Source organism: Micromonospora sp. CPCC 206061 (assembly GCF_036906915.1).
In the GTDB taxonomy this organism is placed as follows: domain Bacteria; phylum Actinomycetota; class Actinomycetes; order Mycobacteriales; family Micromonosporaceae; genus Phytohabitans.
Genome location: NZ_JBAKHX010000003.1, coordinates 64183 through 89634, shown reverse-complemented (window position 1 = coordinate 89634; position 25452 = coordinate 64183). Strand labels below are relative to the sequence as shown.

Annotated in this window: 25 protein-coding genes; 12 read left to right on the top strand and 13 right to left on the bottom strand. The window is 71.8% G+C overall.

What is annotated here, in order from left to right; all coding sequences use genetic code 11:
- Positions 1-22 precede the first annotated feature (22 nt).
- Positions 23-1438 (top strand): glycosyltransferase family 39 protein, encoded by a 1416-nt coding sequence (locus tag V6V89_RS03705; RefSeq protein ID WP_334617487.1) that lies wholly within the window; start codon positions 23-25, stop codon positions 1436-1438.
- Positions 1439-1492: 54 nt separating this feature from the next.
- Positions 1493-2998 (top strand): histidine kinase N-terminal domain-containing protein, encoded by a 1506-nt coding sequence (locus V6V89_RS03700; RefSeq protein ID WP_334617486.1) that lies wholly within the window; start codon positions 1493-1495, stop codon positions 2996-2998.
- A 59-nt stretch (positions 2999-3057) separates the two neighbouring features.
- On the opposite strand, the gene V6V89_RS03695 is transcribed toward V6V89_RS03700, so the two are convergent.
- A complete protein-coding gene (locus V6V89_RS03695; RefSeq protein WP_334617605.1) occupies positions 3058-4059 on the bottom strand; it encodes an SIS domain-containing protein in 1002 nt (333 codons plus the stop codon).
- 132 nt (positions 4060-4191) lie between these two features.
- On the opposite strand from V6V89_RS03695, the gene V6V89_RS03690 reads away from it, so the two are divergent.
- Positions 4192-6012 (top strand): tetratricopeptide repeat protein, encoded by a 1821-nt coding sequence (locus V6V89_RS03690; protein ID WP_334617604.1) that lies wholly within the window; start codon positions 4192-4194, stop codon positions 6010-6012.
- On the opposite strand, the gene V6V89_RS03685 is transcribed toward V6V89_RS03690, so the two are convergent.
- Positions 6009-7610, bottom strand: coding sequence for an MDR family MFS transporter (locus tag V6V89_RS03685; RefSeq protein ID WP_334617485.1), 1602 nt, complete (start codon positions 7608-7610; stop codon positions 6009-6011). The two genes, V6V89_RS03690 and V6V89_RS03685, sit on opposite strands and share 4 nt — an antisense overlap.
- An 86-nt stretch (positions 7611-7696) precedes the next feature.
- On the opposite strand from V6V89_RS03685, the gene V6V89_RS03680 reads away from it, so the two are divergent.
- On the top strand, positions 7697-8281 hold the full coding sequence (locus V6V89_RS03680; protein WP_334617484.1) for a TetR/AcrR family transcriptional regulator: 585 nt from the start codon (positions 7697-7699) through the stop codon (positions 8279-8281).
- On the opposite strand, the gene V6V89_RS03675 is transcribed toward V6V89_RS03680, so the two are convergent.
- Positions 8219-8722, bottom strand: coding sequence for a GNAT family N-acetyltransferase (locus tag V6V89_RS03675; protein ID WP_334617483.1), 504 nt, complete (start codon positions 8720-8722; stop codon positions 8219-8221). The two genes, V6V89_RS03680 and V6V89_RS03675, sit on opposite strands and share 63 nt — an antisense overlap.
- A gap of 302 nt (positions 8723-9024) precedes the next feature.
- A complete protein-coding gene (locus tag V6V89_RS03670; protein ID WP_334617482.1) occupies positions 9025-9240 on the bottom strand; it encodes a biotin/lipoyl-binding carrier protein in 216 nt (71 codons plus the stop codon).
- A gap of 102 nt (positions 9241-9342) precedes the next feature.
- Here V6V89_RS03670 and V6V89_RS41590 point away from each other — a divergent pair, with 102 nt between their 5' ends.
- Positions 9343-9417: a 50S ribosomal protein bL37 gene (locus V6V89_RS41590; protein ID WP_369814844.1), complete on the top strand. Its 75-nt coding sequence runs from the start codon at positions 9343-9345 to the stop codon at positions 9415-9417.
- Between the two features lie 1408 nt (positions 9418-10825).
- Here V6V89_RS41590 and rsrA read toward each other — a convergent pair.
- The 5 genes from rsrA to V6V89_RS03640 all read right to left on the bottom strand — a co-directional run bounded on the left by rsrA (position 10826) and on the right by V6V89_RS03640 (position 13917).
- Positions 10826-11110 (bottom strand): mycothiol system anti-sigma-R factor, encoded by a 285-nt coding sequence (rsrA, locus tag V6V89_RS03660; protein WP_334617480.1) that lies wholly within the window; start codon positions 11108-11110, stop codon positions 10826-10828.
- Between the two features lie 6 nt (positions 11111-11116).
- Complete coding sequence (locus tag V6V89_RS03655; protein ID WP_334617479.1) at positions 11117-11890, bottom strand: sigma-70 family RNA polymerase sigma factor; 774 nt, start codon at positions 11888-11890, stop codon at positions 11117-11119.
- 49 nt (positions 11891-11939) lie between these two features.
- Positions 11940-12563, bottom strand: coding sequence for an alpha/beta hydrolase family protein (locus V6V89_RS03650; protein ID WP_334617478.1), 624 nt, complete (start codon positions 12561-12563; stop codon positions 11940-11942).
- Positions 12564-12590: 27 nt separating this feature from the next.
- Positions 12591-12989 (bottom strand): WhiB family transcriptional regulator, encoded by a 399-nt coding sequence (locus V6V89_RS03645; protein WP_334617477.1) that lies wholly within the window; start codon positions 12987-12989, stop codon positions 12591-12593.
- A gap of 211 nt (positions 12990-13200) precedes the next feature.
- A complete protein-coding gene (locus V6V89_RS03640; protein ID WP_334617476.1) occupies positions 13201-13917 on the bottom strand; it encodes an SOS response-associated peptidase in 717 nt (238 codons plus the stop codon).
- A 90-nt stretch (positions 13918-14007) separates the two neighbouring features.
- Here V6V89_RS03640 and aroA point away from each other — a divergent pair, with 90 nt between their 5' ends.
- Genes aroA through V6V89_RS03620 form a run of 4 tightly spaced genes read left to right on the top strand, consistent with a single transcriptional unit; the run spans position 14008 to position 18089 of the window.
- Entirely contained in the window at positions 14008-15306 is a 1299-nt protein-coding gene (gene aroA / locus V6V89_RS03635) for a 3-phosphoshikimate 1-carboxyvinyltransferase (protein ID WP_334617475.1), read from the top strand.
- A 52-nt stretch (positions 15307-15358) separates the two neighbouring features.
- Entirely contained in the window at positions 15359-16330 is a 972-nt protein-coding gene (gene rsgA, locus V6V89_RS03630) for a ribosome small subunit-dependent GTPase A (RefSeq protein ID WP_334617474.1), read from the top strand.
- A gap of 22 nt (positions 16331-16352) precedes the next feature.
- Positions 16353-17165: a histidinol-phosphatase gene (gene hisN, locus V6V89_RS03625; protein ID WP_334617473.1), complete on the top strand. Its 813-nt coding sequence runs from the start codon at positions 16353-16355 to the stop codon at positions 17163-17165.
- Between the two features lie 60 nt (positions 17166-17225).
- Positions 17226-18089, top strand: coding sequence for a hypothetical protein (locus V6V89_RS03620; protein WP_334617472.1), 864 nt, complete (start codon positions 17226-17228; stop codon positions 18087-18089).
- Positions 18090-18409: 320 nt separating this feature from the next.
- Here the strand turns inward: V6V89_RS03620 and V6V89_RS03615 are convergent, their stop codons facing one another.
- Positions 18410-19585 carry a glycosyltransferase gene (locus V6V89_RS03615; protein WP_334617471.1) on the bottom strand — a complete coding sequence of 392 codons (1176 nt, stop codon included), beginning with the start codon at positions 19583-19585 and terminating at the stop codon, positions 18410-18412.
- A 245-nt stretch (positions 19586-19830) separates the two neighbouring features.
- On the opposite strand from V6V89_RS03615, the gene V6V89_RS03610 reads away from it, so the two are divergent.
- Both V6V89_RS03610 and V6V89_RS03605 read left to right on the top strand, forming a co-directional pair.
- The gene (locus V6V89_RS03610; RefSeq protein ID WP_334617470.1) at positions 19831-20823 is read left to right on the top strand and encodes an SDR family oxidoreductase; all 993 of its coding nucleotides are present in this window, start codon (positions 19831-19833) and stop codon (positions 20821-20823) included.
- A 39-nt stretch (positions 20824-20862) separates the two neighbouring features.
- Positions 20863-21639, top strand: coding sequence for an ATP-binding protein (locus V6V89_RS03605; RefSeq protein WP_334617469.1), 777 nt, complete (start codon positions 20863-20865; stop codon positions 21637-21639).
- On the opposite strand, the gene V6V89_RS03600 is transcribed toward V6V89_RS03605, so the two are convergent.
- Positions 21628-22758, bottom strand: a complete 1131-nt coding sequence (locus V6V89_RS03600) for a SigB/SigF/SigG family RNA polymerase sigma factor (RefSeq protein WP_334617468.1) — start codon at positions 22756-22758, stop codon at positions 21628-21630. The genes V6V89_RS03605 and V6V89_RS03600 overlap by 12 nt on opposite strands.
- 118 nt (positions 22759-22876) lie before the next feature.
- On the opposite strand from V6V89_RS03600, the gene V6V89_RS03595 reads away from it, so the two are divergent.
- Positions 22877-23425, top strand: a complete 549-nt coding sequence (locus tag V6V89_RS03595; RefSeq protein ID WP_334617467.1) for a DUF5709 domain-containing protein — start codon at positions 22877-22879, stop codon at positions 23423-23425.
- Here V6V89_RS03595 and V6V89_RS03590 read toward each other — a convergent pair whose 3' ends face one another.
- A complete protein-coding gene (locus V6V89_RS03590) occupies positions 23426-24076 on the bottom strand; it encodes a response regulator transcription factor (RefSeq protein ID WP_334617466.1) in 651 nt (216 codons plus the stop codon).
- A gap of 52 nt (positions 24077-24128) precedes the next feature.
- Positions 24129-25379, bottom strand: coding sequence for a MacS family sensor histidine kinase (gene macS, locus V6V89_RS03585; protein ID WP_334617465.1), 1251 nt, complete (start codon positions 25377-25379; stop codon positions 24129-24131).
- Between the last annotated feature and the right edge of the window lie 73 nt (positions 25380-25452).

Below are 25452 nucleotides of genomic sequence, written 5' to 3'. Positions count from 1 at the left end.
ACATCCCCAGGGTGTCTATGCCGTGCTCCTCACCGCAACCAGCCGTCGCAGCGTACCCCTGGCCGTGTGGCCCGCGCTGGTCACGCTGCTCCTGACCGGGGCCGGCGCGACCGCGCCACAGCTGTGGCGGGACGAGATGGCCACCTGGAGCGCCGCCACCCGCTCCCCGGGCGACCTTGTGCACATGGTGAAGAATATCGATGCTGTTTCCGGCCCGTACTACCTCTTCATGCACTACTGGATCGCGATCTTCGGCGACTCGGTGCTGGCGCTGCGCGCGCCGAGCATCCTGTGCATGGCCGGAGTCGCCGCACTCGTCACGGTCATCGGCAAGCACCTCTTCGGCGCCCCGGCGGGGGTGCTCGCCGGGCTGCTCTTCGCCGTCGTGCCCAGCACGTCCCGGTACGCACAGGAGGCCCGCTCGTACGCGTTCGCGACCTTCTTCGCGTTGCTCGCCACGCTGCTGTTGATCCGGGCGTTGGACCTCCCTTCGTGGGGCCGCTGGGCGGCCTACGGCGCGGCCGTCACCGCGACCGGGCTGAGCCACCTGATCGCTGTGACCGTCGTCGCCGGCCACGCGGTCGCCGCTGTGCTCGCCGGGCGCCACGTCGCGCTCCGGTGGGGCGCGGCGACCGGCGCCAGCACGGTGGCTCTGCTGCCGCTTGTCATCCTCGGCAAGGGCCAGCAGAACACCCAGCTCGGCTGGGTGCCGACACCGAGCGCCGGCGACCTGCTGACGGTGTCCGGGTACGTCTTCCGCTCCGGCATGCTGGCCGGGATCACCATCGGGCTGGCAGCGCTCGGCTGGGCGATGCACGCGCGGTGGGGCGCGCCGCTGGCTCTGTGCGCCGTCGGACCGGCGGTGCTTCTGTGGACGGCCGGGCAGGTGACCCAGGTATGGGTGCCCCGGTACCTGACCTTCACCGTGCCGTTCCTCTGCCTGCTCGCCGGAGCCGCGCTCGCCGAGGTGCGGCTGCGCGGCGCGCTGGCGGTCGTCGCCACGTTTCTGCTGATCAGCGCGCCCGATCAACGCGTCATCCGCCGCTCACATGACACCCAGCCGCTGGACTACCAGGCGGCCGCGGCGATCATCCGCGAGCACCAGCGCCTGGGCGACGGCATCGCGTACGCGCCACGCGGCGGTTGGCGCTTCCTGGATACGGCGATGGACTACCACCTGCGCGACGACCGCCCCGACGACGTACTGCTCAAACAGAACCGGGCCGCCCTCGGCAGTTTCTGGGCCAGCGACTGCGACCGCCCAGCCGACTGCCTGAACGACGTGGACCGCGTCTGGGTGCTGGCGGTAGGCGACCAACGCGACCCGCTCCGCCCGATGGAACGCCCCAAAGCCGATGCCATCCGCGCCACCTACACCCTGGCCGAGTCCTGGACAGTCCCCGGCCTGACCGTCGCCCTCTACACCGGTTCGCGGTGAGAGCTGGGCGGCGGACGCTGCCGCAGGGAGACCGCGGCGCTCTAGAGTGGCCGTGTGTCAACGCTGCGCGACCTGGTCGAGGAGCACACCAGCCTCCAGCCGGCCGATATCGACCATCTGCACAGGCTCGCGGGCGACTGGCAGTTGCTGTCCGACCTGTCCTTCGCGGACCTGCTGTTGTGGGTGCCCACGAGCGGGCCCGACACGTTTCTGTGCGTCGCGCAGGTGCGTCCCACGACCGCGCCCACGGCGTACCAGGACGACCAGGTCGGGCGCTCGGTCAGCGGGCCGGAGATCGCGCACCTGACGATCGCGTACCAGCAGGGGCGCATCTGGCGTGAGGGCGACCCGGTCTGGTACGGCGACGTGCCGGCCCGGCACGAGGCGATTCCGGTGCGGCTGCGCGACGAGGAGGGCGAGCCCGGCGAGGTGATCGGCGTGATAGGGCGCGACACCAACCTCTCCACCGCCCGCACGCCCAGCCAGCTGGAGCTGAACTACCTCACCACCGCCGACGACCTCGCGCAGATGGTGGCCGACGGCACGTTTCCGCCAGCGCGGCACCGCGGCGAGACCACTTCGGCGCCGCGCGTCGGCGACGGGCTGATCCGTCTGGACGCGAGCGGCAAGGTCACGTACGCCAGCCCGAACGCCCAGTCGGCGTTCCGTCGGTTGGGCTTCGCCTCCCACCTGGTGGGCGAAGACCTGGCGGCGCTCGCCGCACGGCTGGCCGACGACCCGCTCGAAGGCACCGATGCCTCGTCCCGGATACTCGCCTCGCTCGGCGGGGAGGCGCCGACCCGAAAGGAGATCGAGGCGCGCGGCGCGACCGTGCTGACCCGGGCCCTCCCGCTGATGCCGGCCGGCGTACCGATCGGCGCGCTGGTGCTGGTGCGCGACGTCACCGAGGTGCGGCTGCGAGACCGGGCGCTGGTCACCAAGGACGCCACGATTCGCGAGATCCACCACCGGGTGAAGAACAACCTCCAGACGGTCGCGGCGCTGCTGCGACTCCAGGCCCGCCGCGTGGAGGTGCCCGCCGCGAAGACCGCGCTGGAGGAGTCGGTGCGCCGCGTCGCTTCTATCGCGCTCGTGCACGAGACCCTGTCGATGTCGAGCGACGAGGCGGTCGAGTTCGACGGCATCGTCGACCGGGTGGCGTCGGCTGCCGCCGAGGTGGGCACGACCGCGGCGAGCGTGGCGATGCGTCGTGTCGGCACGTTCGGAGTGCTGCCCGCCGAGATCGCCACCTCGCTCGTGATGGTGCTCAACGAGCTGCTCACCAACGCCGTCGAGCACGGGTTCCCGGAGATCGACGGTGAGGGCGGCGTCGGCGAGGTCGTGGTGTCCGCGAGCCGCCACCGCAAGGAGCTGCACGTCACCGTTGTCGACGACGGCCAGGGGCTGCCCGCCGACTTCGACCCCGAGCGGGGCGGCAAGCTGGGACTCCAGATCGTGCGGGCGCTGGTGACCGGCGAACTGCGGGGCACGATCGACCTGCGGGCCGGCGAGGAGCGCGGCACCCACGCCGAGATCGTCGTCCCGCTGACCAAACGCTGAGCGACCGGGCCAGCCCAAGCAGGGCAAGGGCCCCTACGGGTGAGCTCAGTGAGCGCTCGCTAGAGGGTGGCGGTGACCTTCTTCAGGCCCCGCGGGGCGTCCGGGTCTTCGCCTCGGGCCAGGGCCAGAGCTAGGGCCAGGCGCTGGAGCGGGAGGATGTCCAGCAGCGGCGCCAGGCGCTCGTCTACGTCCGGAACGGCGATCTCGCCGGCCGCGCCGACCGTGAGGACGTCGGCGCGACGCTCACCGAGGCGCACGAGCACGTCGCGCATCGCAGCGCCGCCCGGCCCGGACCCGACAACGGCAAGCACCGGAACGTCGGGGTCGGTCATCGCCAGCGGGCCGTGCAGCAGGTCGGCGCCGGAGAAGGCCAGCGCCGGCAGGTACGACGTTTCCATCAGCTTGAGGGCCGCCTCGCGCGCGGTGGCGTAGGCGTATCCCCGACCGGTGGTGACCATCCGCGCCGCGAACCGGTAACGCGCCGCCATGCCGGTCACGGCGTCGTTTTCCAGCACCCGCGCGGCGAGGTCGGGCAGCCCCGCCAACTCGTCCGGGACGGAACCGCCCGCGCGTACCGCCTCCACCAGCATCAGCAGGGCGAGCAGCTCCGCCGTGTACGTCTTCGTGGCCGCCACCGCGCGCTCGTGCCCGGCGGCGACGTCGATGGACAGCTCGGCGACCTCGGCGAGCCGCGACTCCGGGTTGTTGGTGACGGCGAGCGTGAGCGCGCCTGACTCGCGGGCGACCCGCAGCACCTCGGCGAGGTCGGGTGAGCCGCCGCTCTGGCTGACGCCCACGACGAGGGCGTGGGACAGGTCGGGCCGGGCACCGAAGACGGTGATCGCGCTGGGCGACGCGAGGCCGGCGGGCAGCCCGAGGCGGATCTCTGCGAGGTACGCCGCGTAGAGCGCGGCGTGGTCGGAGGTGCCGCGGGCGGTGAACACCACGTGTCGTGGCCGGCGCTCGGCGATGACGGCGGCCACCTCGGCGATCGCGGTGGCGTGGGCCGGCTGGAGTAGGCGGGCGTACACCTCGGGCTGCTCGGCGATGTCGGCCGCCATGCCCGCACCAGGTCTCGTCACATGCTCATTTTTGCACCGTACAGCCGAGAAACGCAACCAAATGAGCACGGCCTCACGATGCTCTACGCTGCCGCACGGGGAACGATCAAGGAGCGACGAGTGCCTGAGGGAATGGACGACCCGCGACTGTCCGCCGAGGGCGAGCTCGCGCTGGCGCGAATGGCTCTCGACGAAGGCGACCTCCACCACGCGGCCGAGCACGTCGCCGGCGCCATCGCGCACGCGCCGACCATGCCCGAGGTCCACGAGGTACTGGCACAGCTCGCTACCCGCACCAGTGGCGCGGTCGACCTGTTCACCCTCGGCGACAACGTCTTCATCGGCACCGTGGTGGCCCGCGCACACCTGCTCGCCGCAGCCGGGCGGCAGGCCGAAGGGCTCGACCTGCTCGCCGCCGCGACCGGCCACGTGCCCACCGCCGACTGGGCGGGCGTGCCCTGGGTCACCGAGCCGCACCTGGCCGTCCGCGTCGAACCGGATCACCTCGCACGAGTACTCATGCAGGTGTGCGCGGCGGTGCCCGACCCGGTACCCGAGGCCGACCGCGAGCCGCTCCGGCCGTACCTGAAACTGGCCGGCCACGCCGTGACCGCGCACCCGCGCCACGGCATGCTGCTGGGCGCGGCGTCCGCGCTCGCCCGCCGGATAGGCGAGCCGGCGCGCGCTGTGGAGTGGGCGACCCGCGGCGTCGAGGCCCATCCGACGAAGCTCACCGAGGTGTGGCTCGGATACGCGTACCGCAGCGCCGGACGGCCGGCGGAGGCGGTCGCGGCGCTGCGCCGCGCGGCCGCGCACGACCCCGAAGACCTCTCCGTGTACGCGGACATCGCGGGCACCCTGGCGGACCACGGGCGCCTCGACGACGCCCTCGTGTGGATCGACCGGGCGCTCGCCAAGGATCCGACCTTCGACTGCGCGGTGCACACCGGTCACCGCTTGCGGCATCGGCGAGATGGGCAGGTGCGCCATCTCGTGGCGCTCGCCGACTTCCAGCGCGACCACCCGGACAACTCGCACGAGCACACCGATCTCGTCGAGTGCTGCCACGAGAAGCCCTGGTTGGGGCGGCTGCCCTCAGCGGGCGAGGCCGTCGTCAACGTGCTGCGGCAGATGCTCGCCACCGACTCGTCCCCAGAGGGCGGGCGTATCTGGCTCAGCGGCCTCGAACCGCCCAGCGCCATGCGCGCGGTCAGCGCGGCCATCCCCGGGCTGGCGGTGACCGTCGAGCGCATTCTGGCCCCCGACATCCGGGAGCCGCGGCGGCCCGGTGGCCGGGTGCTGTGGCGGTACGACGAGACGCACGCACTGCCCGCCCTGCCGCCACCGTCGCCGATCGCCGCCGAGCGGGTCCGGCAGCTCGCGTACCCCGCATGGGCACACCCGCCGGCCGCGTACGACGCCGCGGTGGCGTTCGCCACGGTCGAGCCCGACGACCTGTTGAGCCTGCTCGTCCACCCGCCGGCCGCGCCGGAAACCGAGCTGGGCCGGACGATCGCCGAGCACGACCCCGCGCTGTGGGTACGGTGCGTGCAGGTCTGGGCGTGCCTGGGCCTGCTGCACCACCGCACCGAGGAGCCGTGGGCCGAGTCGACCCGGCGGCGCGTACTGGTCGAGCTGGTGTGGGGAGTCGAAGACTGGATCACCGAGGCGGCCCTGTTCGCGTTGGTGACCGCCGCGTGGGTGGACCCGTCGGCGCGCGCCGACGTGGCCGGCGTGGTCGCCGAACGGCTGACGGACGTGGCGGCGGTGTCGCACGACCGGCCGGTCTCGATCGCCTGGTCGGTGGCGAAGCTGGCGCTGGCCACCCCGGACCTCGCTCAGAGCGCGATGGACCTGGCGCGCGAGATCGTCGCGTCCGAGGAGACCGACGCCAAGCCGTCGCCGAGGCGGCAGCGCTGGTGGCGCCGCTTCCTGCGCCGCCGCGGCGCCTAGCGTCCCGGAGCCACCGCGGCGGGTGCCGCCTCCGCGGGGGCGTCCGGTGGTGCTTCGGATGGGGTGCCGCGTAGCGGGATCTCCTTGATGAACCACGCCAGCACCGGCACCGCCGCCGCGAACACGATCGCCCACCAGAAGATGCCGGAGATCGAGTTCGCGAGGCTGGTCAGCAGCCCGTCGCGGGCCGCGGCCGGCAGCGTCGCGAGCACCGCTGGGTCGAAGCCGCCCGCCGCACCGCTTCCGCTGCCGAACTGCTCGGCCGCCTGCGCGCCCATGCGCACCACGATCTGGTCGTGCAGCCGCGCCGAGAAGATCGCCCCGAACAGGGACACGCCGAACGAGCCACCGATGGACCGGAAGAACGTCGCCGCGCCGCTGGCCGCACCGAGGTCGCGCTGCTCGACGCTGTTCTGCGCGATGAGCATCGAGGTCTGCATGAGGAAGCCCATGCCGACGCCGAGAACCACCAGGTAGGCACCCATCTCGAAACGGGACGTGTGCACGTCGAGCCTGGTGAGCAGCACCATGCCGATCGTCATGACCACGCCGCCGATGATCGGAAAGATCCGGTACCGGCCGGTCTTCGTGATCGCCCGCCCGACGCCGATCGACACGATCAGCATTCCGAACATGAGCGGCAGGAGCAGCAGGCCACTGCCCGTGGCCGAGGCGCCCTGCACGTACTGCTGGAACATCGGCAGGAAGTTCATCGCCCCGAACATCGCGAAGCCCAGCAGGAAGCCGACTCCCGAGATGAGCGCGAAGTTGCGGATCTTGAAGAGGTCGAGCGGCAGGATCGGCTCGGGCACCCTGCGCTCCACGAGCGCGAACGCCACCAGGCTCACCACGGCCAGCCCCGCGAGCCCGAGGATCTGCGGCGACACCCAGTCGTACTCGTTGCCGCCCCACGTGGTGATGAGCACGAGCCCGGTGATGCCCACCGACAGCAGCGCGGCGCCGAGCCAGTCGATGCGGTGCTCGGTGCGGTACTTGGGCAGGTGCATCTGGGTGATCAGGACGAGGAGCGCGACCCCGCCGAGCGGCAGGTTGATGTAGAACGCCCAGCGCCACGACAGGTTGTCGGCGATGAACCCGCCGACCAGCGGGCCGGCCACCATCGCGATCGCCATGATCCCGGCCATCATGCCCTGGTACCGGCCGCGCTCGCGGGGCGGCACGAGGTCACCGATGATCGCCATGACGCCGACCATCAGGCCGCCGGCGCCGAGGCCCTGGAGCGCCCGGAAGGCGATGAGCTGCACCATGCCGTCCTGCGGCCCGCCGAGCATGGCGGAGCCAGCCATGCCGGAGAGCGCGGATCCGAGCAGGAAGATCCCGATCGAGGTGAGGAAGACCGTCTTGCGCCCGTAGAGGTCACCGAGCTTTCCCCAGATGGGCGTGGAGACGGTCGTGCCGAGGATGTACGCGGTGACGACCCACGTGAAGTGGTCGAGTCCGTTGAACTCGCGGACGATGAGCGGCAGCGCCGTACTGACGATCATGTTGTCGAGCATCGCCAGCATCATGGCGATCATCAGACCGGCGAGCACGACGTGGATCTTCGGCTTCGCTTCGGTCTGAGCCGTCTCTGTCATGATCACAGCCCCCTGGTAAAGTACTTACTTGCCGTACGGTAAGTCGGCCACTGACCGGTCGTCAAGTAAGCAGGTGGAGTGTGAGCATGGACACCCGGACGCGCATCCAGGAGGTGGCGCTCGAGCTGTTCACCGAGCACGGGTACGAGAAGACCTCGCTCCGGGAAGTCGCCGAGCGCCTCGGCGTGACCAAGGCCGCCCTCTACTACCACTTCAAGAGCAAAGAAGAGATCGTCGCCAGCATCGTCGAAGACCGCATCCAGGTGATGGACGAGCTGATCCGCTGGGCCGAGACCCAGCCACCGGGTGTAGAGACGCGACGCGTGTTGCTCAGCCGGTATGCCGAAGACCTGTTCGGCCGAAACAGGTTCCCGGTGATGCGGTTCTTCGAGCAGAACCAGACCGTGCTCAAGAGCCTGTCCGCCGGGCTTCAGATGCGCGAACGCCTGATCCGCTTCGCCCACCTGCTGGCCGGTCCCGGCCAGTCAGCCGAAAACGAGGTGCGGGCCGCACTGGCGATCTTCGCGGTGCACAGCACCTTCTTCGCGATGCGCCCGGAGGTGCCTGCCCACGAACGGCACGCCGTGGCGCTGAAGGTCGCCTTCGAGCTACTGGACCGGATCGCCGAGGTCGAGGCGGAGAGCGAGAAGGTCGACGCCGCTCACAGGTGACCAGTCGTGCTCGGGGGTGCGCACAAACCCGAGCCGTGCGTAGAGCCGGTGTGCGGACGCCGCGAAGCCGCTCCGCACACAGATGACCATGGCGTGGCAGCCCATCTCGCGGGCCCGGGCGACGCACGCCCGCACCAGCGCCTCGCCGACACCTCGGCCCTGCCCAGCGGGGTCGACCGCCAGCATGCGGAACTCCGCCTCGCCGGGACCGGACAGCTCCGCGTACGCCGAGCCGGGCAGCACGAACAGCACGGCGCCCAGCACCTCGCCGCCGTCGTCGACGGCCACCAGGATCTCACCGGCACCCGATCGGGACTCCACGTCGGCGAGCACGTCCGCGTATCCGTGCTCGCCCTTGAGCTGGCCGTCCGCCTCGTACGCCGCCACACTGACCCGCGCGACCGCCTCAAAGTCGCCAGGCCCAGCAAGCCTCACCTTCATGCTGTGTCTCCGGTTCGCTCGCTCGTGCGGCGCCCAAAGACGACGCCTTCCCTCGTCGCTACGCTCCTCAGTCCAGACGCCGCCGCGCCAACTCGCTCGCTCACGTGTCTCCGGTTCGCTCGCTCGTGCGGCGCCCAAAGACGACGCCTTCCCTCGTCGCTACGCTCCTCAGTCCAGACGCCGCCGCGCCAACTCGCTCGCTCACGTGTCTCCGGTTCGCTCGCTCGTGCGGCGCCCAAAGACGACGCCTTCCCTCGTCGCTACGCTCCTCAGTCCAGACGCCGCCGCGCCAACTCGCTCGCTCACTCGATGACCGCGATCAGGTCGCCCTCCTGGACGACGTCGCCCTCGTTGACCGCGAGCTCACGCAGGGTGCCGTCGGACTCGGCGATCACCGGGATCTCCATCTTCATGGACTCCAGGATGACGAGGGTGTCGCCCTCGGCGACGGTGTCACCGGCGGATGCGACGACCTTCCAGACGTTCGCCACCATCTCGGCGCGAATCTCCTCAGCCATCCTGCGGCCCTCCTTGAGACGGGGGTGTGCCTGCGCACGTATCCAACCATGGCCCGGCCACTAGGATCGTCCCGGTCAACCGTCCGTCACTGGGAGGGCACCATGGCCAAGAAGTCCCGCAAGAAGAAGGCTCGTAAGAAGAGCGCCGCCAACCACGGCAAGCGCCCCAACTCCTGACCCTTGGGGCAGGCGTGGTGATCCGGAAGGGCGAGCGCTCTTCCGGGTCACGAACGCGTCGACCGCGGTGACCGCCATGACGAGCACCGCCAGGCGCAGGCCGATCGCCTCCTGGATACCGAAGCGCCAGTACTCCCCCGCGCCGTACCAGATGCCGGCCGCGACGCTCGCCGCCGAAGCGGCGACGAGCACGCCCGCGGCGGAGCTCACGCCGGGCCGCGACCGCCACGCACCGCTCGCGACCAGCGCGGCGCCCGCGACGAGCAGCCCGCCGGCCAGCACCGGCAGCACCCACCGCCGCGGCGGGAAAATCACATCCTGTACCGCCAGCGGGGCGACCCGCGCTGTCTTGGCGTAGTCGGCGCCGGCCAGCGACAGCTTCACCACCTCGGCGCTGCGCCGCGCGAAGAGGCCGGGCGCCGTGGTCGCGTACCGCCTCCAGACGTCTGTCGCGTTCCGCTCGCCCCACGCCTTCATCTCGGGACACCCCGCGTACGCTTCCGCGAACCGCGTGGTCTGCCACGGCCCGTCGGCGGCGATCTCCTCCATGGCCGGGCAGGACGGCATCCCGAACTCGCTCACGAAGAGCGCGCGCACCTGCGGGTCCGGAAGCACGTGCTGGCGCAGCCGGAAGACCAGCAGCCCTTCCTCGTAACGCACCGCCGGCGTGGCGCTCCAGCCCTGGTAGGTGCGGTCGACGACCGGTGTGAGCGCGGTGCACCACACGACCATGGCGGCGAGCACGCCCGCGCCGGTGAGCGCGCCGCGGCGCAGCGCCGGGCGGCGCCACGCCACCGCCGCGAACGCCACGATGAGGAAGAGCGTGAAGACCCTGATGTCGGGGCGGGTGAAGGTCCACCAGGAGGCGACGACCAGCGCGGCGGCCAAGGCCGGCGTCGAGCCGGTACGCCCCCAGAGCAGCGCCAGCGCGAGGGTGGCCACTCCCAGCGAGATCGACAGCGACTCGGACAGGATCGCGAAGTCCCAGTTCGCCACCGGCGGGAGCACGGCCAGCAGGAGCACCCCGGCCGCGCCGGCCATCTTGACGGCGAGGCTGCGCAGCCACGACCAGAGCGCCCACGCCAGCAGAGCCCACGCGACCGTGCCGACGGCCCATTGGGCGACCGCGCGACTGTGGTCGCCGGGAAAGAGCGCGTAGAAGGCCGGCACGCCCCACAAACGGGGTGCGTGACCGGTCAGCGATACCAGCGATCCACGGTCGACGGCCAGGTCGCCCCGGTACGAGACGGTGTCGAACGAGGTGAATACCGTGCCCCGGACGCAGATGACGAGGCGGGCGGCGAGAAAGGCGAGCAGGAGGCCACCCAGCAGCACCCCGGCACGCTTCACGCTGGCATGGTACGTGTCCTGGACGAACTCGGGATGCCGTAAAGGTGACGGTGGCCCGTCAGTCGGGGAGGTATTCGCGCGAGTCGGCCTCGAAGACCAGCTCGCTCAGGCGCACCCGGAGGCGGTCACGCAGCTCGCTGGGGGCTCGCTCGTCGCCGCAGCAGCGTGCGACCAGCGCCTTGACCTCCTGCTCGATGCCATACTCGCGCAGACAGGGCGAGCATTCGTCGAGGTGCTGGCGGATCAGATCGCGGCGGTCGTCGGCACACTCCAGATCGAGGTAGAGGTAGACCTGGGCGAGTACGTCGCGACAGTCGGTCTCGTGTGGTTCACCGCAACTCACGGTCTGTCACACCTCCTGGCGAGCTGTTGCGGTGTCGGTCGACGGACTGCGATTGAAGCCTCGATCGGCAGCGTACCGCTCAAGAAGGTTGCGCAGGTTACGCCGACCACGGTGCAAACGGGACATCACGGTGCCTATCGGCGTGCCCATGATGTCGGCGATCTCCTTATAGGAGAACCCCTCGACGTCGGCCAGGTAGACGGCTAGCCGGAACTCCTCCGGCAGCTGCTGGAGTGCCTCTTTGACGTCGCTGTCCGGCAGCCGTTCCAGCGCCTCGGTCTCGGCCGACTTCAACCCACTGGAGGTGTGCGATTCGGCCTCGGCGAGCTGCCAGTCGGTGATCTCCTCGGTGGGAGCCTGCACCGGCTGGCGCTGGCGGCGCCGATACGAGTTGATGTAGGTGTTCGTCAGAATCCGGTACAACCAGGCCTTGAGGTTGGTGCCCTCTTCGAACTGGTGGAAGGCCGCGAACGCCTTGAGGAACGTCTCCTGGACGAGATCCTCGGCGTCGGCCGGATTCCGGGTCATTCGCAGACCGGCGGCGTACAACTGGTCGACGAAGGGCAGCGCGTCGCGTTCGAAGCGAGCCCGCCGCTCGTCGGTCCTCTCCGGTCGGGTCAACCGAACCCCCCTTGGCTGTCCCGCCGAGGATACGCGGAACCCCGGAGCTGTGACGGGGGAAGGTGCCGCGTCGACGGGCCAAGGGGGTCCGTCGAGCAGTTGCCGTACCCGTTTCGCCTCCCGGTCGTCGCGTACCAGACCGTGCGCGCCCGAATGCACTGGATCAACTCCTTCTGATCACGCCTTCGGTGTGTGCAACACCGACGTGTCAGGCGGAATTCCTGGCCCAGCCCTGTGTGCGTAGCCACTCGACCGCGATCCGGGCGGTGCCGGCGGGGTCCTTTCGCAGATCGTGGCGTTCGCCCGGGAGCTCCCGCACCTGCACCTCCCGCCTGGCGGCCGGCACCCCGAACGGGTCGCGATCGCCGCTGAGCACCAGCGTGGGAAGGCCGGTGTCGAGCTCGTCCTGCCGGGACCGCTCGGGCTTGCCCGGCGGGTGCAGGGGAAACGCGAGCGCCACGATCCCCACCGCGCCGACAGCGGTGGCGGTGCGGCAGGCCACCCGGGCACCGCTGGACCGCCCGCCCACGACGACGGGCATCCGGCCGAAGTCACCCCGCAGCGCCTCTACGACCGCGATCCAGGCCTCGTCGAGTTGGCCGGCGGCCGCGGGCGCGCGGCGACCGGCCACCCTGTACGGCTGGGTGACCCTCGCCACGGTGACGCCCGCCGCGCGCGCGGCGTCACGCAGCGCCACCAGGTCGGGCGCGTCGACGCTACCGCCGGCACCGTGGCCGAGCACGAGCAGGCTCGCCACGCGACCCGACGCGGCGGTTACGTCCGCCCACGCCGGCCCGCGCGGAGTTGCGATCTCACGACGCTTGTCTGGCACGAACTCATCGTCGCCCAGGTAGGCCGCTTATCGCGTGTTTACCGACTCCAAAGTCAGCAGTTGGTCGCGCACCGGCGGCCCGGCCCCGTCGACGGCGTCGTCGTCGCGCTGCACCTGAGCCCGCCAGGCCACCAGCATCGCGCGGCGCTCGCGCGGTGTCGTGGCACCCCACACCCCGTGGCAGTCACCGACCTCCAGCGCCCACGCCAGGCACGGCCCTTGGACGTCACATGTGCGGCACAGAGCCACCGCGGCGTCTGCCGGCTCGCTAGGCGCCGGGAAGAACGTCTCCGGATCGACGCTCTGGCACACGCCTCGGGTGCGCCAGGCGTCGTCGAACTGCCGCTCGGTCAGAGCCCGCAGCAAGCGCGGGTCTCGACGTGCGGCAGCGACCTCATGCGGGCGTGGCATCCGCGCCCGAGTCATTTACCCACCTCCCCCGTGGGACCGGCGAAACATTGGCGTCTGTCGATTGCCCTGATGCGAATCGAAACCACTGCCGGCGCTGTGTTCTATCGCACATGGAGTGCTCAATACAAGGGGTTGCATCGATCCTGGCCGAAAGGCCAAGAGACGATTCACCACGAGCCCGGCAAACAACACCGACCGTGATGGGAGCGCTCCAAAGCGTTCAGGGTCAGAACAAGGTCAATTCGATCGGTTCCTCGGGCGGTGCACCCGGCCGCAGCCCGCCCGGCACCCGGGCCACGAGCTCCGGTCCGTCGTTGCGGACGTCACCCACCGCGGGCCCGACGGGGCGGATCTCCAGCTCGGCGAGGAACTCGTCGCTCGGCGCCGCGAGCAGCTCGTCGGGCTCACCGCCGCCGGCCAGCCAGCCGGCCCAGCGCTGCCACGGCAGCAGCAGCGGCATCCGGTCGTGCACCAGCGCCAAATCGCCGATCGCGGCGGTCGTCACGACCGAGAACGTCAGCATGTCGCCCCACGGCGCCCACAGCCCCGCCAGCGCCAGCACGCCGCCGTGCGCTGGCGTCATGAAGTACGCCTGCTTGCGGCCGTCCGGCAGGCGCAGCCACTCGTACCAGCCGTCCGCCGGCACCAGGCACCGGCGGCGCGCGAACGACGGGGCGTACGCCTTCGAACCCGCCACCGTCTCGGCCCGCGCGTTGATCATCCGGGCAGCGCCCTTGGCGTCCTTGGACCACGGCGGCACCAGCCCCCACCGAGCGGCGGAGAGCGCCCGCCCGCTGAGCCGCTGCGACATGCGCACGATCGGCACCGGATCGGTGGGTGCCACGTTGTAGTCGGGCACCAGGGCCCCACCCGAGTCGTCGAACGACTCGAACAGCGCGCTGAGATCCGCCGCGCTGCGCGTCGTGGCATACCGGCCGCACATAGTGCAACACGCTACGGGATCTATCCCGGCCCTCGGGAGAAGGCTGATCGGCGAATACGTACCGTCGGGGGTGGGCGGCAGACTGTACCCGTGGCCAACATGACCGCGACGCGACCGCCCGTGCCCTGGATCGCCCCGACCGCGACCGATCCGGTCTCTACGACCCTGCGCCTGCCCGGCTCCAAGTCGATGACCGCCCGCGCTCTGGTGCTCAGCGCCATCGCCGACGGGCCTTCCACGCTGCGCGGCCCGCTGCGCGCCCGCGACACGGAGCTGATGGCGGCCGGGCTACGCGGCATGGGCGCTCACATCTCCACTGTGGACGACAACCGGTGGGTTGTCCGGTCACGCCCCCTGCGCGGTCCCGCGCATGTCGACGTCGGCCTCGCCGGCACGGTGATGCGGTTCGTGCCCCCGGTCGCCGGCCTCGCCTCCGGCCCGGTGACGTTCGACGGCGACCCGCAGGCCCGGCTGCGCCCGCTCGGGCCGCTGGTCCAGGCACTCCGCTCGATCGGCGTCCAGATCGACGCCTCCGACACCGGCGGCCTGCCGCTCACCGTCCACGGCACGGGCCAGGTCGCCGGCGGCGAGGTGGTCATCGACGCGTCCGCCTCCAGCCAGCTCGTCTCCGGCCTGCTGCTCGCCAGCGCCGCCTTCCAGAAGGGCATCGTGGTCCGGCACGTCGGCCCGCCCGTGCCGTCCGCGCCGCACCTGCGGATGACCACCCAGATGCTGCGCGCGGCCGGCGGCGCGGTCGACGACGCCACGCCCAACGTCTGGGTGGTACAGCCCGGCCGGCTCTCCGGCCGGGAGTGGGGCATCGAGCCCGACCTGTCGGGCGCCGCGCCGTTCTTCGCGGCCGCACTCGTCACCGGCGGCGAGGTCACGCTGCTGGGCTGGCCGCGCAGCAGCGCCCAGCCGGTCGACCGGCTGCGGCAGCTCCTGCACGAGATGGGCGGCGAGGTGACGCTCGGCACCGACGGGCTGACCGTGCGCGGCACCGGCTCGGTGCACGGGCTCGACGCGGACCTCTCCGACGTGAGCGAGCTGACCCCGGTGCTGACCGCGCTGGCCGCGCTCGCCGACTCCCCGTCCCGGCTGCGCGGGGTGGCCCACATCCGGGGCCACGAGACCGACCGGCTCTCCGCGCTGTCCCAGGAGCTCACCGGCATAGGCGCCGACGTCGTCGAGAGCCACGACGGGCTGGAGATCCGGCCGCGCCCGCTGCGGGGCACGGTGTTCAAGACGTACGACGACCACCGGCTCGCGCACGCCGCGGCGGTGATCGGCCTCGCGGTTCCAGGCATCGAGCTCGACGATGTGGCGTGTACATCCAAGACAATGCCCGAGTTCCCGGCACTATGGTCGGCAATGGTGGCCGGGCAGTAGGCAGTAGGAGGCGGGTCTGACGGGGAAACGGCGGGAGTACGACGAGGACGACGTGCGGGTCCGCCCGTCGCGTTCCTCGCGCCCGCGTACCCGCACGCGGCCCCGCCACGACGACGCGGTCGACGGATTCGTGGTCGCCGTCGACAGGGGCCGCTACACCGCGATGGTCGACGATGTCGCCATCACGGCCATGCGGGCCCGCGAGCTGGGGCGCAAGTCGGTGGTGGTCGGCGACCGCGTGTCACTGGTCGGTGACGTGTCCGGCGCGTCCGGCGCCCTCGCGCGGATCGTGCGGATCGCCGAGCGCGCGTCAGTGCTGCGGCGCACCGCTGACGACGACGACACCACCCCCGAGGGCCGCCTCGAACGGGTGGTCGTGGCCAACGCCGACCAGCTCGTGATCGTCAACTCGCTGGCCGAGCCACCGCCACGCACCGGGTTCATCGACCGGTGCCTCGTGGCCGCGTACGACGCCGACATCAAGCCCCTGCTGTGCCTCACCAAGGCCGATCTCGCCAAGCCCGACCAGGTGCTCGACTACTACGCCGAACTCGACCTGCCGTACGTGCTGTGCCGGCCCGACGGCCCGCTGGACGAGGTGCGCGAGACGCTCAGCGGCCAGGTGTCGGTGCTCGTCGGCCACTCCGGCGTCGGCAAGTCCACGCTGGTCAACCGCCTGGTCCCCGACGCCGACCGGGCCGTGGGCGTGGTCAGCGCGATCGGCAAAGGCCGGCACACCTCGACCAGCGCGGTCGCCCTGCGGCTGGCCGACAAGCGGCCGAGCTGGATCATCGACACGCCCGGGATACGCAGCTTCGGGCTGGCCCACGTCTCCGCCGTAAGCCTCCTGCACGGCTTCTCAGACCTGGTCGAGGGCACGATGGAGTGCCCGCCCAACTGCGAGCACACCGCTGGCGAGCAGCAGTGCGCGCTGGACGCCTGGGTGGCGGCCGGGCACGCTGACCAGCGCCGGCTCGCCTCGTACCGCCGGCTCCTCGCCTCCCGCGCTGGTGAGATCGAATGACGAGGTTGATACCTTTCCGGCCATGGCCCGGTATGCCGACGACCTGTCGCTCGCTCACGTGCTCGCGGACACCGCCGACTCGGTGTCGATGGCGCGGTTCCGTGCGCTCGACCTGCACGTCACGTCAAAACCCGACCTGACGCCGGTCTCCGACGCCGACACGGCCGTGGAGCGGGCGCTGCGTGCCACGCTCGCGCGCACCCGGCCGCGCGACGCGGTGCTCGGCGAGGAGTACGGGGTCACCGAGGCGGCAGCCGGCCCGGGTACCCGGCAGTGGGTGATCGACCCCATCGACGGCACCAAGAACTACATCCGCGGCGTGCCGATCTGGGCCACGCTGATCGCGCTCATGGAGGGCGACCAGCCGGTCGTCGGGCTCGTCTCCGCGCCCGCGCTCGGCCGTCGCTGGTGGGCAGCCGTCGGGCACGGCGCCTACGCGGGACGCCACACCGCCGCGGCCAGCCCGATAAAGGTGTCCGGCGTATCGCGGATGGCCGACGCCTCCTTCTGCTACTCCGATCTTGGCGGCTGGGAGGAGAACGGCCGGCTCGGTGCGGTGCTGAACATCATTCGCAACACATGGCGAAACCGGGCATACGGCGACTTTTACGGATACATGCTGGTAGCCGAGGGTGCCGTGGACGCGATGGTCGAGCCCGAGCTTTCACTGTGGGACGTAGCCGCACTGATACCCATCGTGACGGAAGCGGGCGGGACTTTCACGGACCTCTCGGGACACGCCGGTCCAGGCGGCGGAAGTGCGGTGGCCACCAACGGGAAACTCCACGATGACCTGCTCGAACGGCTTTCGTCGCCGGGGATTGGACCAATTTAGGTTCGCTCCGACTATCCTCGCCGAGTGGCGTCCACTGGTGGTTGGTGTTTTCTCGCGGCGATGATCGTCGCGTATGGCGTAGCCAATCTCCTACAGTCCGTCGCCGCCACCCGCACTACCGTGCACCACACCTTCGACCCGGGTCTGCTCCTGCGCCTCGCCAGCCACCGCACGTACCTGGTCGGCCTGGGCTGCCAGACGCTCGGATTCGTGCTCGCGTTCCTGGCCCGCCGCGACCTGCCCCTATTCCTGGTACAAGCCAGCGTGGCGGCCGGCCTCGGCGTCACCGCCGTCCTCGGCGTGGTCGTCCTCAAGTGGCGACTGCCCGCGGCAGAGGTCGCACTGATCGTGCTGCTCTTCGGCGGCATCAGCGCCCTGGTCCTGTCCGCCCAGCCAGCGCCGTCCCGGCAGATCGGGCCCGCCGGCCTGGTCGCCCTCGCGGTCGCCCTCGCCGTGATCGGTGGGCTTGGCGTGATCACGGTACGTCTGCACGGCGCCCCCGGATCGGTGGCGCTCGGCGCGCTCGCCGGCCTCGCGTTCTCGGCCGCCGCGGTGGCGGCCCGCCCGCTCGCCGCCGCGCACTCCTTCGACCAGTTCGTGCGCGACCCGCTGCTGTACCTGCTGATCGCCCACTCGCTCGTCGGCCAGCTGCTGCTCGGGCTCGCGATGCAGCGCGGTTCCACGACCGCGGCAGTCGCCGCCATGGACGCCGCCGGCGCCGTGCCCGCGGCGATCATCGGCCTGCTCCTGCTCGGCGACCGCATCTGGCCGGGGCGTGAGTGGCTGGCCGCACTCGGGTTCCTGGTCACGCTCGGCGCGGTGATCGGCCTCACGAGATACGCCGAGCCACAGCACCACCACGAGATCGCCCAGACTCGCCCGCCTCTCCGCCTCCGCCACCCCGCAACCGCCACCCGCCGCTAGGGCCCGCGCCCGCCCCAGAGCGCGCCACGCACCCGCACGGCCTCTCGCCGCCCTCGCCCGCCCGCTGCCCTCGCCCGCCCGCTGCCCTCGCCCGCCCGCTGCCCTCGCGGCCCCTTTGCGTCGATCAAGGCCTTCCTCATCGATCAAGGGCAAATGCACGTGGAAATGAGATCGAAGCACGTGCGTTTGCCCTTGATCGGCGGGATCGGGGCGCGCGGAGCGCGCCTGGCCCGGGCGGGCCGGGCGGGGGCGGGCGGGGCCGGGCGGGGCGCGTGGAGCGCGCTGGGCGGGACGAGGGCGCGGGCCGGGCGTGAAGGCCCTCAGGCTGGGGCGGGAGCTGTGCGGCGGCCGCGGCGGACGAGGAGGCGTTCGTACAGGCGCTCCAGGGCGGCCGCCGTGCGGTCCCAGGTGTACCGGCAGCGGACCCGGTCCACGGCCGCGTGGCGGAACGCGAACCGTCCCGCGTCGTCGCGCAACAGCCGGCGCAGCGCCGTGCCCAACCCCTGAACGTCGCCCGGCGGCACGAGTCGCCCAGTCACCTGGTCGACGACCGTGTCCGCGATACCACCGACCGCGTACCCGATCACCGGCACGCCGCACGCCATCGCCTCCAGCGGCACCTGGCCCACCGGCGCGTATCGGGGCACGCACGCCACCAGGTCCGCCGAGCGGTACCAGCGAGGCATGCGGTCGTTCGGTACGGCGCCCACCATGTGCACCTGACCGCCGACGCCGGTGCGTTTTGCCAGGTCGCGGAGCCTGCGCGCCTCGGCGTGGGTGGCCAGCCCGGCACGCGGCGGACCGCCCACGATCACCAGTTCGGCGTCGCCGACCAGCCGCATCGCCCGGATCACGTCGTCCTGGCCGTGCCACGGCGCAAGCCCACCCACCGAGAGGATGCGCGGCCGGCGCCCGGCGCGGCGTTCCGACTCGCCGTGCGGTGTGAACCGTTCGGTGTCCACGCCGGCGGGTACGAGGGCGACGTCGGCGCGGCGCACGCCCATCCGGGTCAGCTCGTCGACCTCCTCCTCGGACTGCGCTACCGCGAGGTCGACGGCCCTGCTGAGGGCCCTTTCCAGCGCGATCCGCTGACCGACGCCGCCCGCGTCGTGGCCGAGCTGGCGCCGCTGCGCTGTGCCGAGGGAGTAGAACGTCTGCGCTACCGGGATGCCGCTGCTGCCGGCCGCGCTCGCCGCCGCGAGACCGCCGATCCAGAAGTGTCCGTGCACCACCTCCGGGGCCCAGCCGTCGGCCCAGCTCTCGGCCAGCCGCCGGCTGAACTCGGGCACGTACGCGGGCGCCTGCGCGGACGGCGCCGCGGGTAGCCGTTCGACGCGGTACCCGGCCGGCATGTTCGCCACCGCGGGTGGGCCGGCGCCGTCACGGCGTTCGTAGACCCGTACCTCGTGCCCCCGAGCGCTCAGTTCGGCAGCGATCCGGGCGAGCTGTTGACTGGGACCGGTGGGCTTTTCGGAGCTGACAAGACCGACGCGCATGAGGAAACAGGTTTCCGGCTGACGGTGGGGCGAAACATGCGGATACGCCGACCTCGTTAGAGAGCGCCGATCAAGGAACATCACATTGATCAAGGGAAGACGCACATGGAAGAGAGATCAAACCACGTGCATTCGCCCTTGATCGACGAGAAGGAGGGCGAGAAGGAGGCGCGTGGGGAGGTCGGGTGGGGAGGTGCGGAGCGCCCGGGGCGCATGAGCCGGGATGGAGTGGGTATCGGCTGTCTATGCCACTGATGCGCAGTCTCGACGAGTCGGTCGTGGTGATCACCGGGGCGTCCAGCGGCATCGGCGCCGCCACGGCACACGAGTTGGCACGCCGGGGCGCCTCCGTGGTGCTCGCGGCGCGCAGCGCGGACGCCCTGGAGACGGTGGCCGACGAATGCCACACGCTGGGCGGCCGGGCTGTCCCGGTACCGACAGACGTCACGGACCTGGCAGCGGTCGAAAGGCTGGCGGCCCGGGCGGCGGCCGTGTTCGGCCGTATCGACGCCTGGGTGAACAACGCCGGGGTGTCCGCCTATGGGCGAATCGACGAGGTACCCGTGGACCAGTGGCGCCGGGTGATCGACGTGACCCTGATGGGCACCGTCTACGGCGTGCGTGCCGCGCTCCCCTATCTACGGGCCGCGGGCGGCGGCGTCCTGGTCAACAACGCGTCGGTGCTCGCGGCGGTGACCATGCCGTACATCTCGGCGTACGACACGGCAAAGCATGGCGTACGCGGGCTTTCGAACACCGTTCGCCAGGAGCTGCACGCCGCGGGCGACCACACGATCTCGGTGTGCACGGTGTTGCCGGCGAGTATCGACACCCCTTTCTTCCGGCACTCGGCCAACCACACTGGCCGGGAACTGCGCCCGCCTCCGCCGGTATATCCGCCCGAAGTTGCCGCCCGCACGATCGTCCGGGTGATCCAGCGGCCAAGGCGCGAGGCGTACGCGGGCGGCGCCGCACGAGCGCTCGAGTTCCAGTGGCGGATGGCACCTGCGCTGATGGAACGGGTGCTGCGCGCATACGCGGCCCGGTTCCAGTTCGGCCCTTCTCCCGCCGCTCCTACGGCCGGCGGTCTCTTCGCCGGCGGAACGGCGGATGCGCGGCAGGACGGCGGATGGCACGGCCGCCGACGCCGCGCCGTGCGGGCCACCGCGGCGCTGGGCCTGGCCGCAGGCACGGCAGCCGGCACGGTAGCCGCGGTGGCTCGGCGCGTACGCCGGTAGCGTGCGCGGCGAGGGGCAGACATGCACAATGGAGCGATCATGCCGACCGACGTCCGTTGCCAGGTGGTGAGCCGGGAGCCGTACCCGGTTGCGTGCCTGGTCGGGACGCTCGACGGCCACTCCATGCCGGCGGCCCGCGACGCGCTCCTGGGGTGTCTCGCCGACCAGCCCGAGGCTGTCGTGGTCGACGTCTCCCGCCTCACGGTGGCCGATCCCGCAGCGCTGTCGATCTTCACCGTGGTGGCCGAGCAGGCAGCCGGGTGGCCGGTGGCACGGCTGATCTTCTGCGAGCCGCCGCCCCGCGACGTGGCGACCTGGCGCGGCTCGGGCGTGGCGATCGCGCCGACCCGGCAGGACGCGCTGGCGCGCCTGGGAGCACCGGAGCCCGACAACCGGCTGGTCGCCGAAATGGAGCCGGCGGTGGGCGCGGCGCGGCGGGCCCGCGAGTTGGTTACCGAGGCCTGTGCCCGGTGGGAACGACCGGAGCTGGCTGGCTCGGCCTGCATCGTGGTCACCGAGATGGTCAACAACGTGGTGGCGCACGCCCGGACGCCGATGACGGTCAGCGTCGCGCATCGCGGCAGCGACATGCTGATCTCGGTGCGCGACTACTCGCGGGCGGAGCCCCAATTCGCCGGGATGGTGCCGCCGACCTCGTACGGTGGGCGTGGCCTGCTGCTGATCGACAGGGTGGCCAGCCGCTGGGGCAGCGCGCAGCTGGCCGACGGCAAGGCGGTCTGGGCGGTGCTCACCACCGAGGACGAGCCGCTCGAGTCCAGCGCCTTGGAGCCACACGACACGCTGTCACGGCGCTAGGAACGCGCCCAGGCCAGCCACCCGCAGGGCCTGCCTGACGTACTGCCTGGTGCCCCCCACCGTCAGCCGGATACCGGCGCCACGGGCCGCATCCAGCCCGCAGAGCAACGCCCCGATGCCCGCCGCGTCGACGAACGCCACCCCACCGAGGTCCACGCGTACCTCGTCCGGCCGCCCTTGCATAGCCGACAGCAGCGCGTCGCGCAGGCGTGGCGCCGTGTCGCGGTCGACCTCGCCCGCCACCTCCACGACCACGACCGCGCCCCGCGGCACCGCCCGGATGGCCAGTTCGTGCCGGTCGGACGGGACGGCGCTGGCCTGCCACTCGTGCGGCGCGTCACTCAGCATCGCCTCGCGCAGCCAGGTGAGCGCACGGGACAGCAGGCGGGAGACGTGCATCTGGGAGATGCCCAGCTCGGCCGCGATCTCGCTCTGCGTGCGGTTGCCGTAGAAGCGCATCGCCAGGAGCTGGCGCTCGCGGGCCGGCAGCCGGCACAGCAGTGAGCTGACCGTCACCCGGTCGTCGACAGCGCTGAGGTCACCGTCGGGCCCGCCGATCAGGTCGACCAGCGGCGTGCCCGAGTCGCCCGGCGTCGGCGCCTGCAGCGACACCGGCGCGTACGCGGTCGCCGTCTCCAGCGCGATCAGCACCTGGTCTTCGCCGACGCCCGTGCGGTGGGCGATCTCGGCGATCGTCGGCGACCGGGACAGCTCCCGGGTCAGCTCGCCGACCGTCCGGCTCACCTCCAGGCTCATCTCTTGCATCCGCCGTGGCACGTGTACCCCCCACGTGCGGTCACGGAAGTGCCGGCGCAGTTCGCCGGTGATCGTGATCGCCGCGTATCCGGTGAACGACCCGCGCGCGGGGTCATACCCGTTCACCGCCTTCAGCAAGCCGAGCCGCGCGACCTGTTCCAGGTCTTCGAGCGGCTCACCCCGCCCGCGGTAGCGGCGCGCGAGCCGCCCCGCGAACGGCATGGCCGCAGTGACCAGACGGTCACGCTCGGCACGCCGGACGGCGTCGGTTTTCTCCAGGCCGGCGACCCGGTCCGCATACGCCACCGCGACGGTGTCGATCCGGGCAAGGTCTTCGCTCGGCCGCGTTGATGCCCTCGTCATAGCGCTCCTCGGCGCTCGCTGACGGTCCCCTTCCGGCGACCATACGTCGGCGCCCCGAGCGCGGCGGTTGATTCATGGAAACCGGGTTGGCGCTTGGCGCGCGGGGTACAACGCGGGCATGCGTGACGACGACTTCCCGACGCCGGTGTCCGATCCGGAGAGCGAAGGGCTCCCTGAGACAGCTGACGACGACTCCTCGGCGAGTGAGAGCCTGGAGTCGGTACGCGCGGCGGACGGCCCCGATCCGGCCTCGCTGCCCTCCGACCAACCGCTGGCCATCGACCGTTTCGGAACCACGGCCGAGGAGCAGCGGCAGGGCGAGTCGCTCGATGCCAAGCTCGCCAGGGAGGCGCTGGAGCCGCCGGCCGACGACCCGCTGGCCGCGCCCGCCGACCCGCTGATCGCCGACGAGGCGGTGGGCGAGGAGGCCGCCCGGCAGGCTTCACGGGACGCGGAAATCTTCGCCGAGGCGCCGATCGACCCGAATACCGGTTCCGCAGTCTCCATGTACGACATCCCGGAACGCGAGCCGGTTGGCCGACTGGTCGCAGACGACGAAGGCGCGCACACCGACGAGGAGCCTGAGTCGGTGGCGCACGACGTGGGCGCGGACGCCGGGGGTGCGAGCGCCGAGGAGCGGGCCATCCACGAGACCCGGGCTCCGTGATCAGGCGTCGTCGAGACCGCGCTCGATCGCGTACCGGGTCAGCTCCACGCGGTTGTGCAGTTGCAGCTTGCCCAGCGTGTTCTGCACGTGGTTCTGCACGGTGCGGTGCGACAGGCCGAGCCGCTCCGCGATCTGCCTGTACGACAGGCCCTTGGCGACGAGACGCAACACCTCGGTCTCGCGGTCGGTCAGCTTGGGCGCGCCGTCATCGTCTGGCTGGTCCGGAGCCGTGGCCAGCCGGCGGTACTCACCCAGCACGAGGCCCGCGAGGCCCGGCGTGAAGACCGCGTCGCCAGCCGCTGTGCGCCGCACCGCCTCCAGGAACTCCTGCGAACTGGCCGACTTGACCAGGTAACCGGTGGCGCCCGCCTTGACCGCGTCGAGCACGGTCTGCTGCTCACCGCTCGCCGACAGCATGAGCACCCGTACACCCGGCACGGCCACGAGCAGCCCGCTGATCACCTCGACGCCGGAGATGTCGGGCAGTTGGAGGTCGAGCACCACCACGTCGGGACGGGCAGCGCCGGCGATGCGCACCGCCTGCCGGCCCTCACCGGTGGTAGCCACCACATCGAAGCCGGCCTCGGTCAGGTCGCGCGCGACGCCCTCCCGCCACATCGGATGATCGTCGACCACCATGACCCTGGTCATGCGCCGCCTCCCGCAGCCGCCACCAAGCGCAGGCGAGCGCCAACCAGCACAGTCATGCGGCCACTCTAGGCACCCTCAGCTCGACTTCGGTGCCCTGGCCGGGGGCGGAGACGATCTCCACCGTGCCGCCGAGGTCGGCGATCCGGCCGCGGATCGACTGCGCCACGCCGAGCCGCCCCTGGCCCGCCGCCTCGGCGAGCCGCCCCTCGGCGATGCCCGGGCCGTCGTCACGCACAGAGACGACCACCCCGCTGGGCTCGTCTTCCAGCAGCACCCAGGCGCGTGCCCCGCCGGCGCAGTGCCGGACGACGTTGTCGAGCGCCGCCCCAACGGCCGCGCCGATTTCGGTCGCCACCCGGTCCGGCAGCAGCACCGGCGTGGCCGGCGCGGCGATCGACACCTCCGGCGAGGCGTACCGGTCGAGCACCGTACGCAGGTCGACGTCCGGACCGGCCAGCGCCGAGCTGGTCGGCGCTCGCTTCGCTGGCCTCCGGGCCCAGAAGGCGCCGCCTTCCCTCGCGCCGCGCACCGACTTCGTCGGGCCGTGGTCGGGCAGGTGGGCGGGCGGTCCGGGCGCCGCCGGCCCGGGGGCCGGCGGAATGGATGTCGCGATCAGGGCGCGCAGCGCGGCCTCCTGCTCCCCGGCGAGCCGGGCCAGCTCGCCGGCCTCCCCGTCCAGATGCGCGCCACGCCGCTGCACCATAGCGAGAACCTGAAGCACCGAGTCGTGGATGCCGCGAGCCAGCCGTTCGCGTTCCCGGCCAGCCGCCTCCAGCTCGGCCGCGCGCTGCAGCCGCTGCTCGGACTCCACCGTGAGCCGCGCCACATGCCCCACCGCCACGCCGGCGAGCAGCATCAGCATCAGGCCGGTGATCGACGACTGGGTGAGCTTGTCGCGGACGATCAGGTCGGCCGCGCCCAGGATCAGCGCGGCCACCGCGCCGCGCCGCCGGCCGCCGGAGACCGCCCAGGTCAGCACCGGGCCGGCCTGCCAGGCCACAGCCAGTGTGGGCGCGCCGGCGTCGAGCGCCGCGCGCCCGACGACCCACGGCGTGGCAAGCAGCAGAGCCAGCGCGACCAGCAGATCCGCGAGCAGCAACGGCCAGCGCCGCCACGCCGGCCTCGCGTAGAGGTACGCCGCCGCGGCGCTCCAGAGCACGAGTATCGCCACCGCGGGCACCGCCGCGACCGGGTGCGTGTAGTCGCGGACGTTGCGGATGATCGAGACCAGCACGAACGCCATCGACGCAAACCGGAACACCGCGATGGCTCGCCACAGCGGCACCTGAAGGGCATCCGGCACGCCTAGACGATAAGCCCCTGCAACCCCCACCTGGTGCCCACGGCGTGCTCTGCAACCCCCGACCGCGTACGGT

Excerpts from the sequence above, each read along its gene's own strand:
- V6V89_RS03605 (WP_334617469.1), top strand. The coding sequence starts at position 20,863 with ATGCCGACCGACGTCCGTTGCCAGGTGGTGAGCCGGGAGCCGTACCCG.
- V6V89_RS03590 (WP_334617466.1), bottom strand. The coding sequence starts at position 24,076 with ATGACCAGGGTCATGGTGGTCGACGATCATCCGATGTGGCGGGAGGGC.
- V6V89_RS03670 (WP_334617482.1), bottom strand. The coding sequence starts at position 9,240 with ATGGCTGAGGAGATTCGCGCCGAGATGGTGGCGAACGTCTGGAAGGTC.
- V6V89_RS03595 (WP_334617467.1), top strand. The coding sequence starts at position 22,877 with ATGCGTGACGACGACTTCCCGACGCCGGTGTCCGATCCGGAGAGCGAA.
- V6V89_RS03610 (WP_334617470.1), top strand. The coding sequence starts at position 19,831 with ATGCCACTGATGCGCAGTCTCGACGAGTCGGTCGTGGTGATCACCGGG.
- V6V89_RS03620 (WP_334617472.1), top strand. The coding sequence starts at position 17,226 with ATGATCGTCGCGTATGGCGTAGCCAATCTCCTACAGTCCGTCGCCGCC.
- V6V89_RS03695 (WP_334617605.1), bottom strand. The coding sequence starts at position 4,059 with ATGGCGGCCGACATCGCCGAGCAGCCCGAGGTGTACGCCCGCCTACTC.
- V6V89_RS03640 (WP_334617476.1), bottom strand. The coding sequence starts at position 13,917 with ATGTGCGGCCGGTATGCCACGACGCGCAGCGCGGCGGATCTCAGCGCG.
- V6V89_RS03685 (WP_334617485.1), bottom strand. The coding sequence starts at position 7,610 with ATGACAGAGACGGCTCAGACCGAAGCGAAGCCGAAGATCCACGTCGTG.
- V6V89_RS03680 (WP_334617484.1), top strand. The coding sequence starts at position 7,697 with ATGGACACCCGGACGCGCATCCAGGAGGTGGCGCTCGAGCTGTTCACC.
- V6V89_RS03600 (WP_334617468.1), bottom strand. The coding sequence starts at position 22,758 with ATGACGAGGGCATCAACGCGGCCGAGCGAAGACCTTGCCCGGATCGAC.
- V6V89_RS03615 (WP_334617471.1), bottom strand. The coding sequence starts at position 19,585 with ATGCGCGTCGGTCTTGTCAGCTCCGAAAAGCCCACCGGTCCCAGTCAA.
- V6V89_RS03675 (WP_334617483.1), bottom strand. The coding sequence starts at position 8,722 with ATGAAGGTGAGGCTTGCTGGGCCTGGCGACTTTGAGGCGGTCGCGCGG.
- V6V89_RS03690 (WP_334617604.1), top strand. The coding sequence starts at position 4,192 with ATGGACGACCCGCGACTGTCCGCCGAGGGCGAGCTCGCGCTGGCGCGA.
- V6V89_RS03645 (WP_334617477.1), bottom strand. The coding sequence starts at position 12,989 with ATGACTCGGGCGCGGATGCCACGCCCGCATGAGGTCGCTGCCGCACGT.
- hisN (WP_334617473.1), top strand. The coding sequence starts at position 16,353 with ATGGCCCGGTATGCCGACGACCTGTCGCTCGCTCACGTGCTCGCGGAC.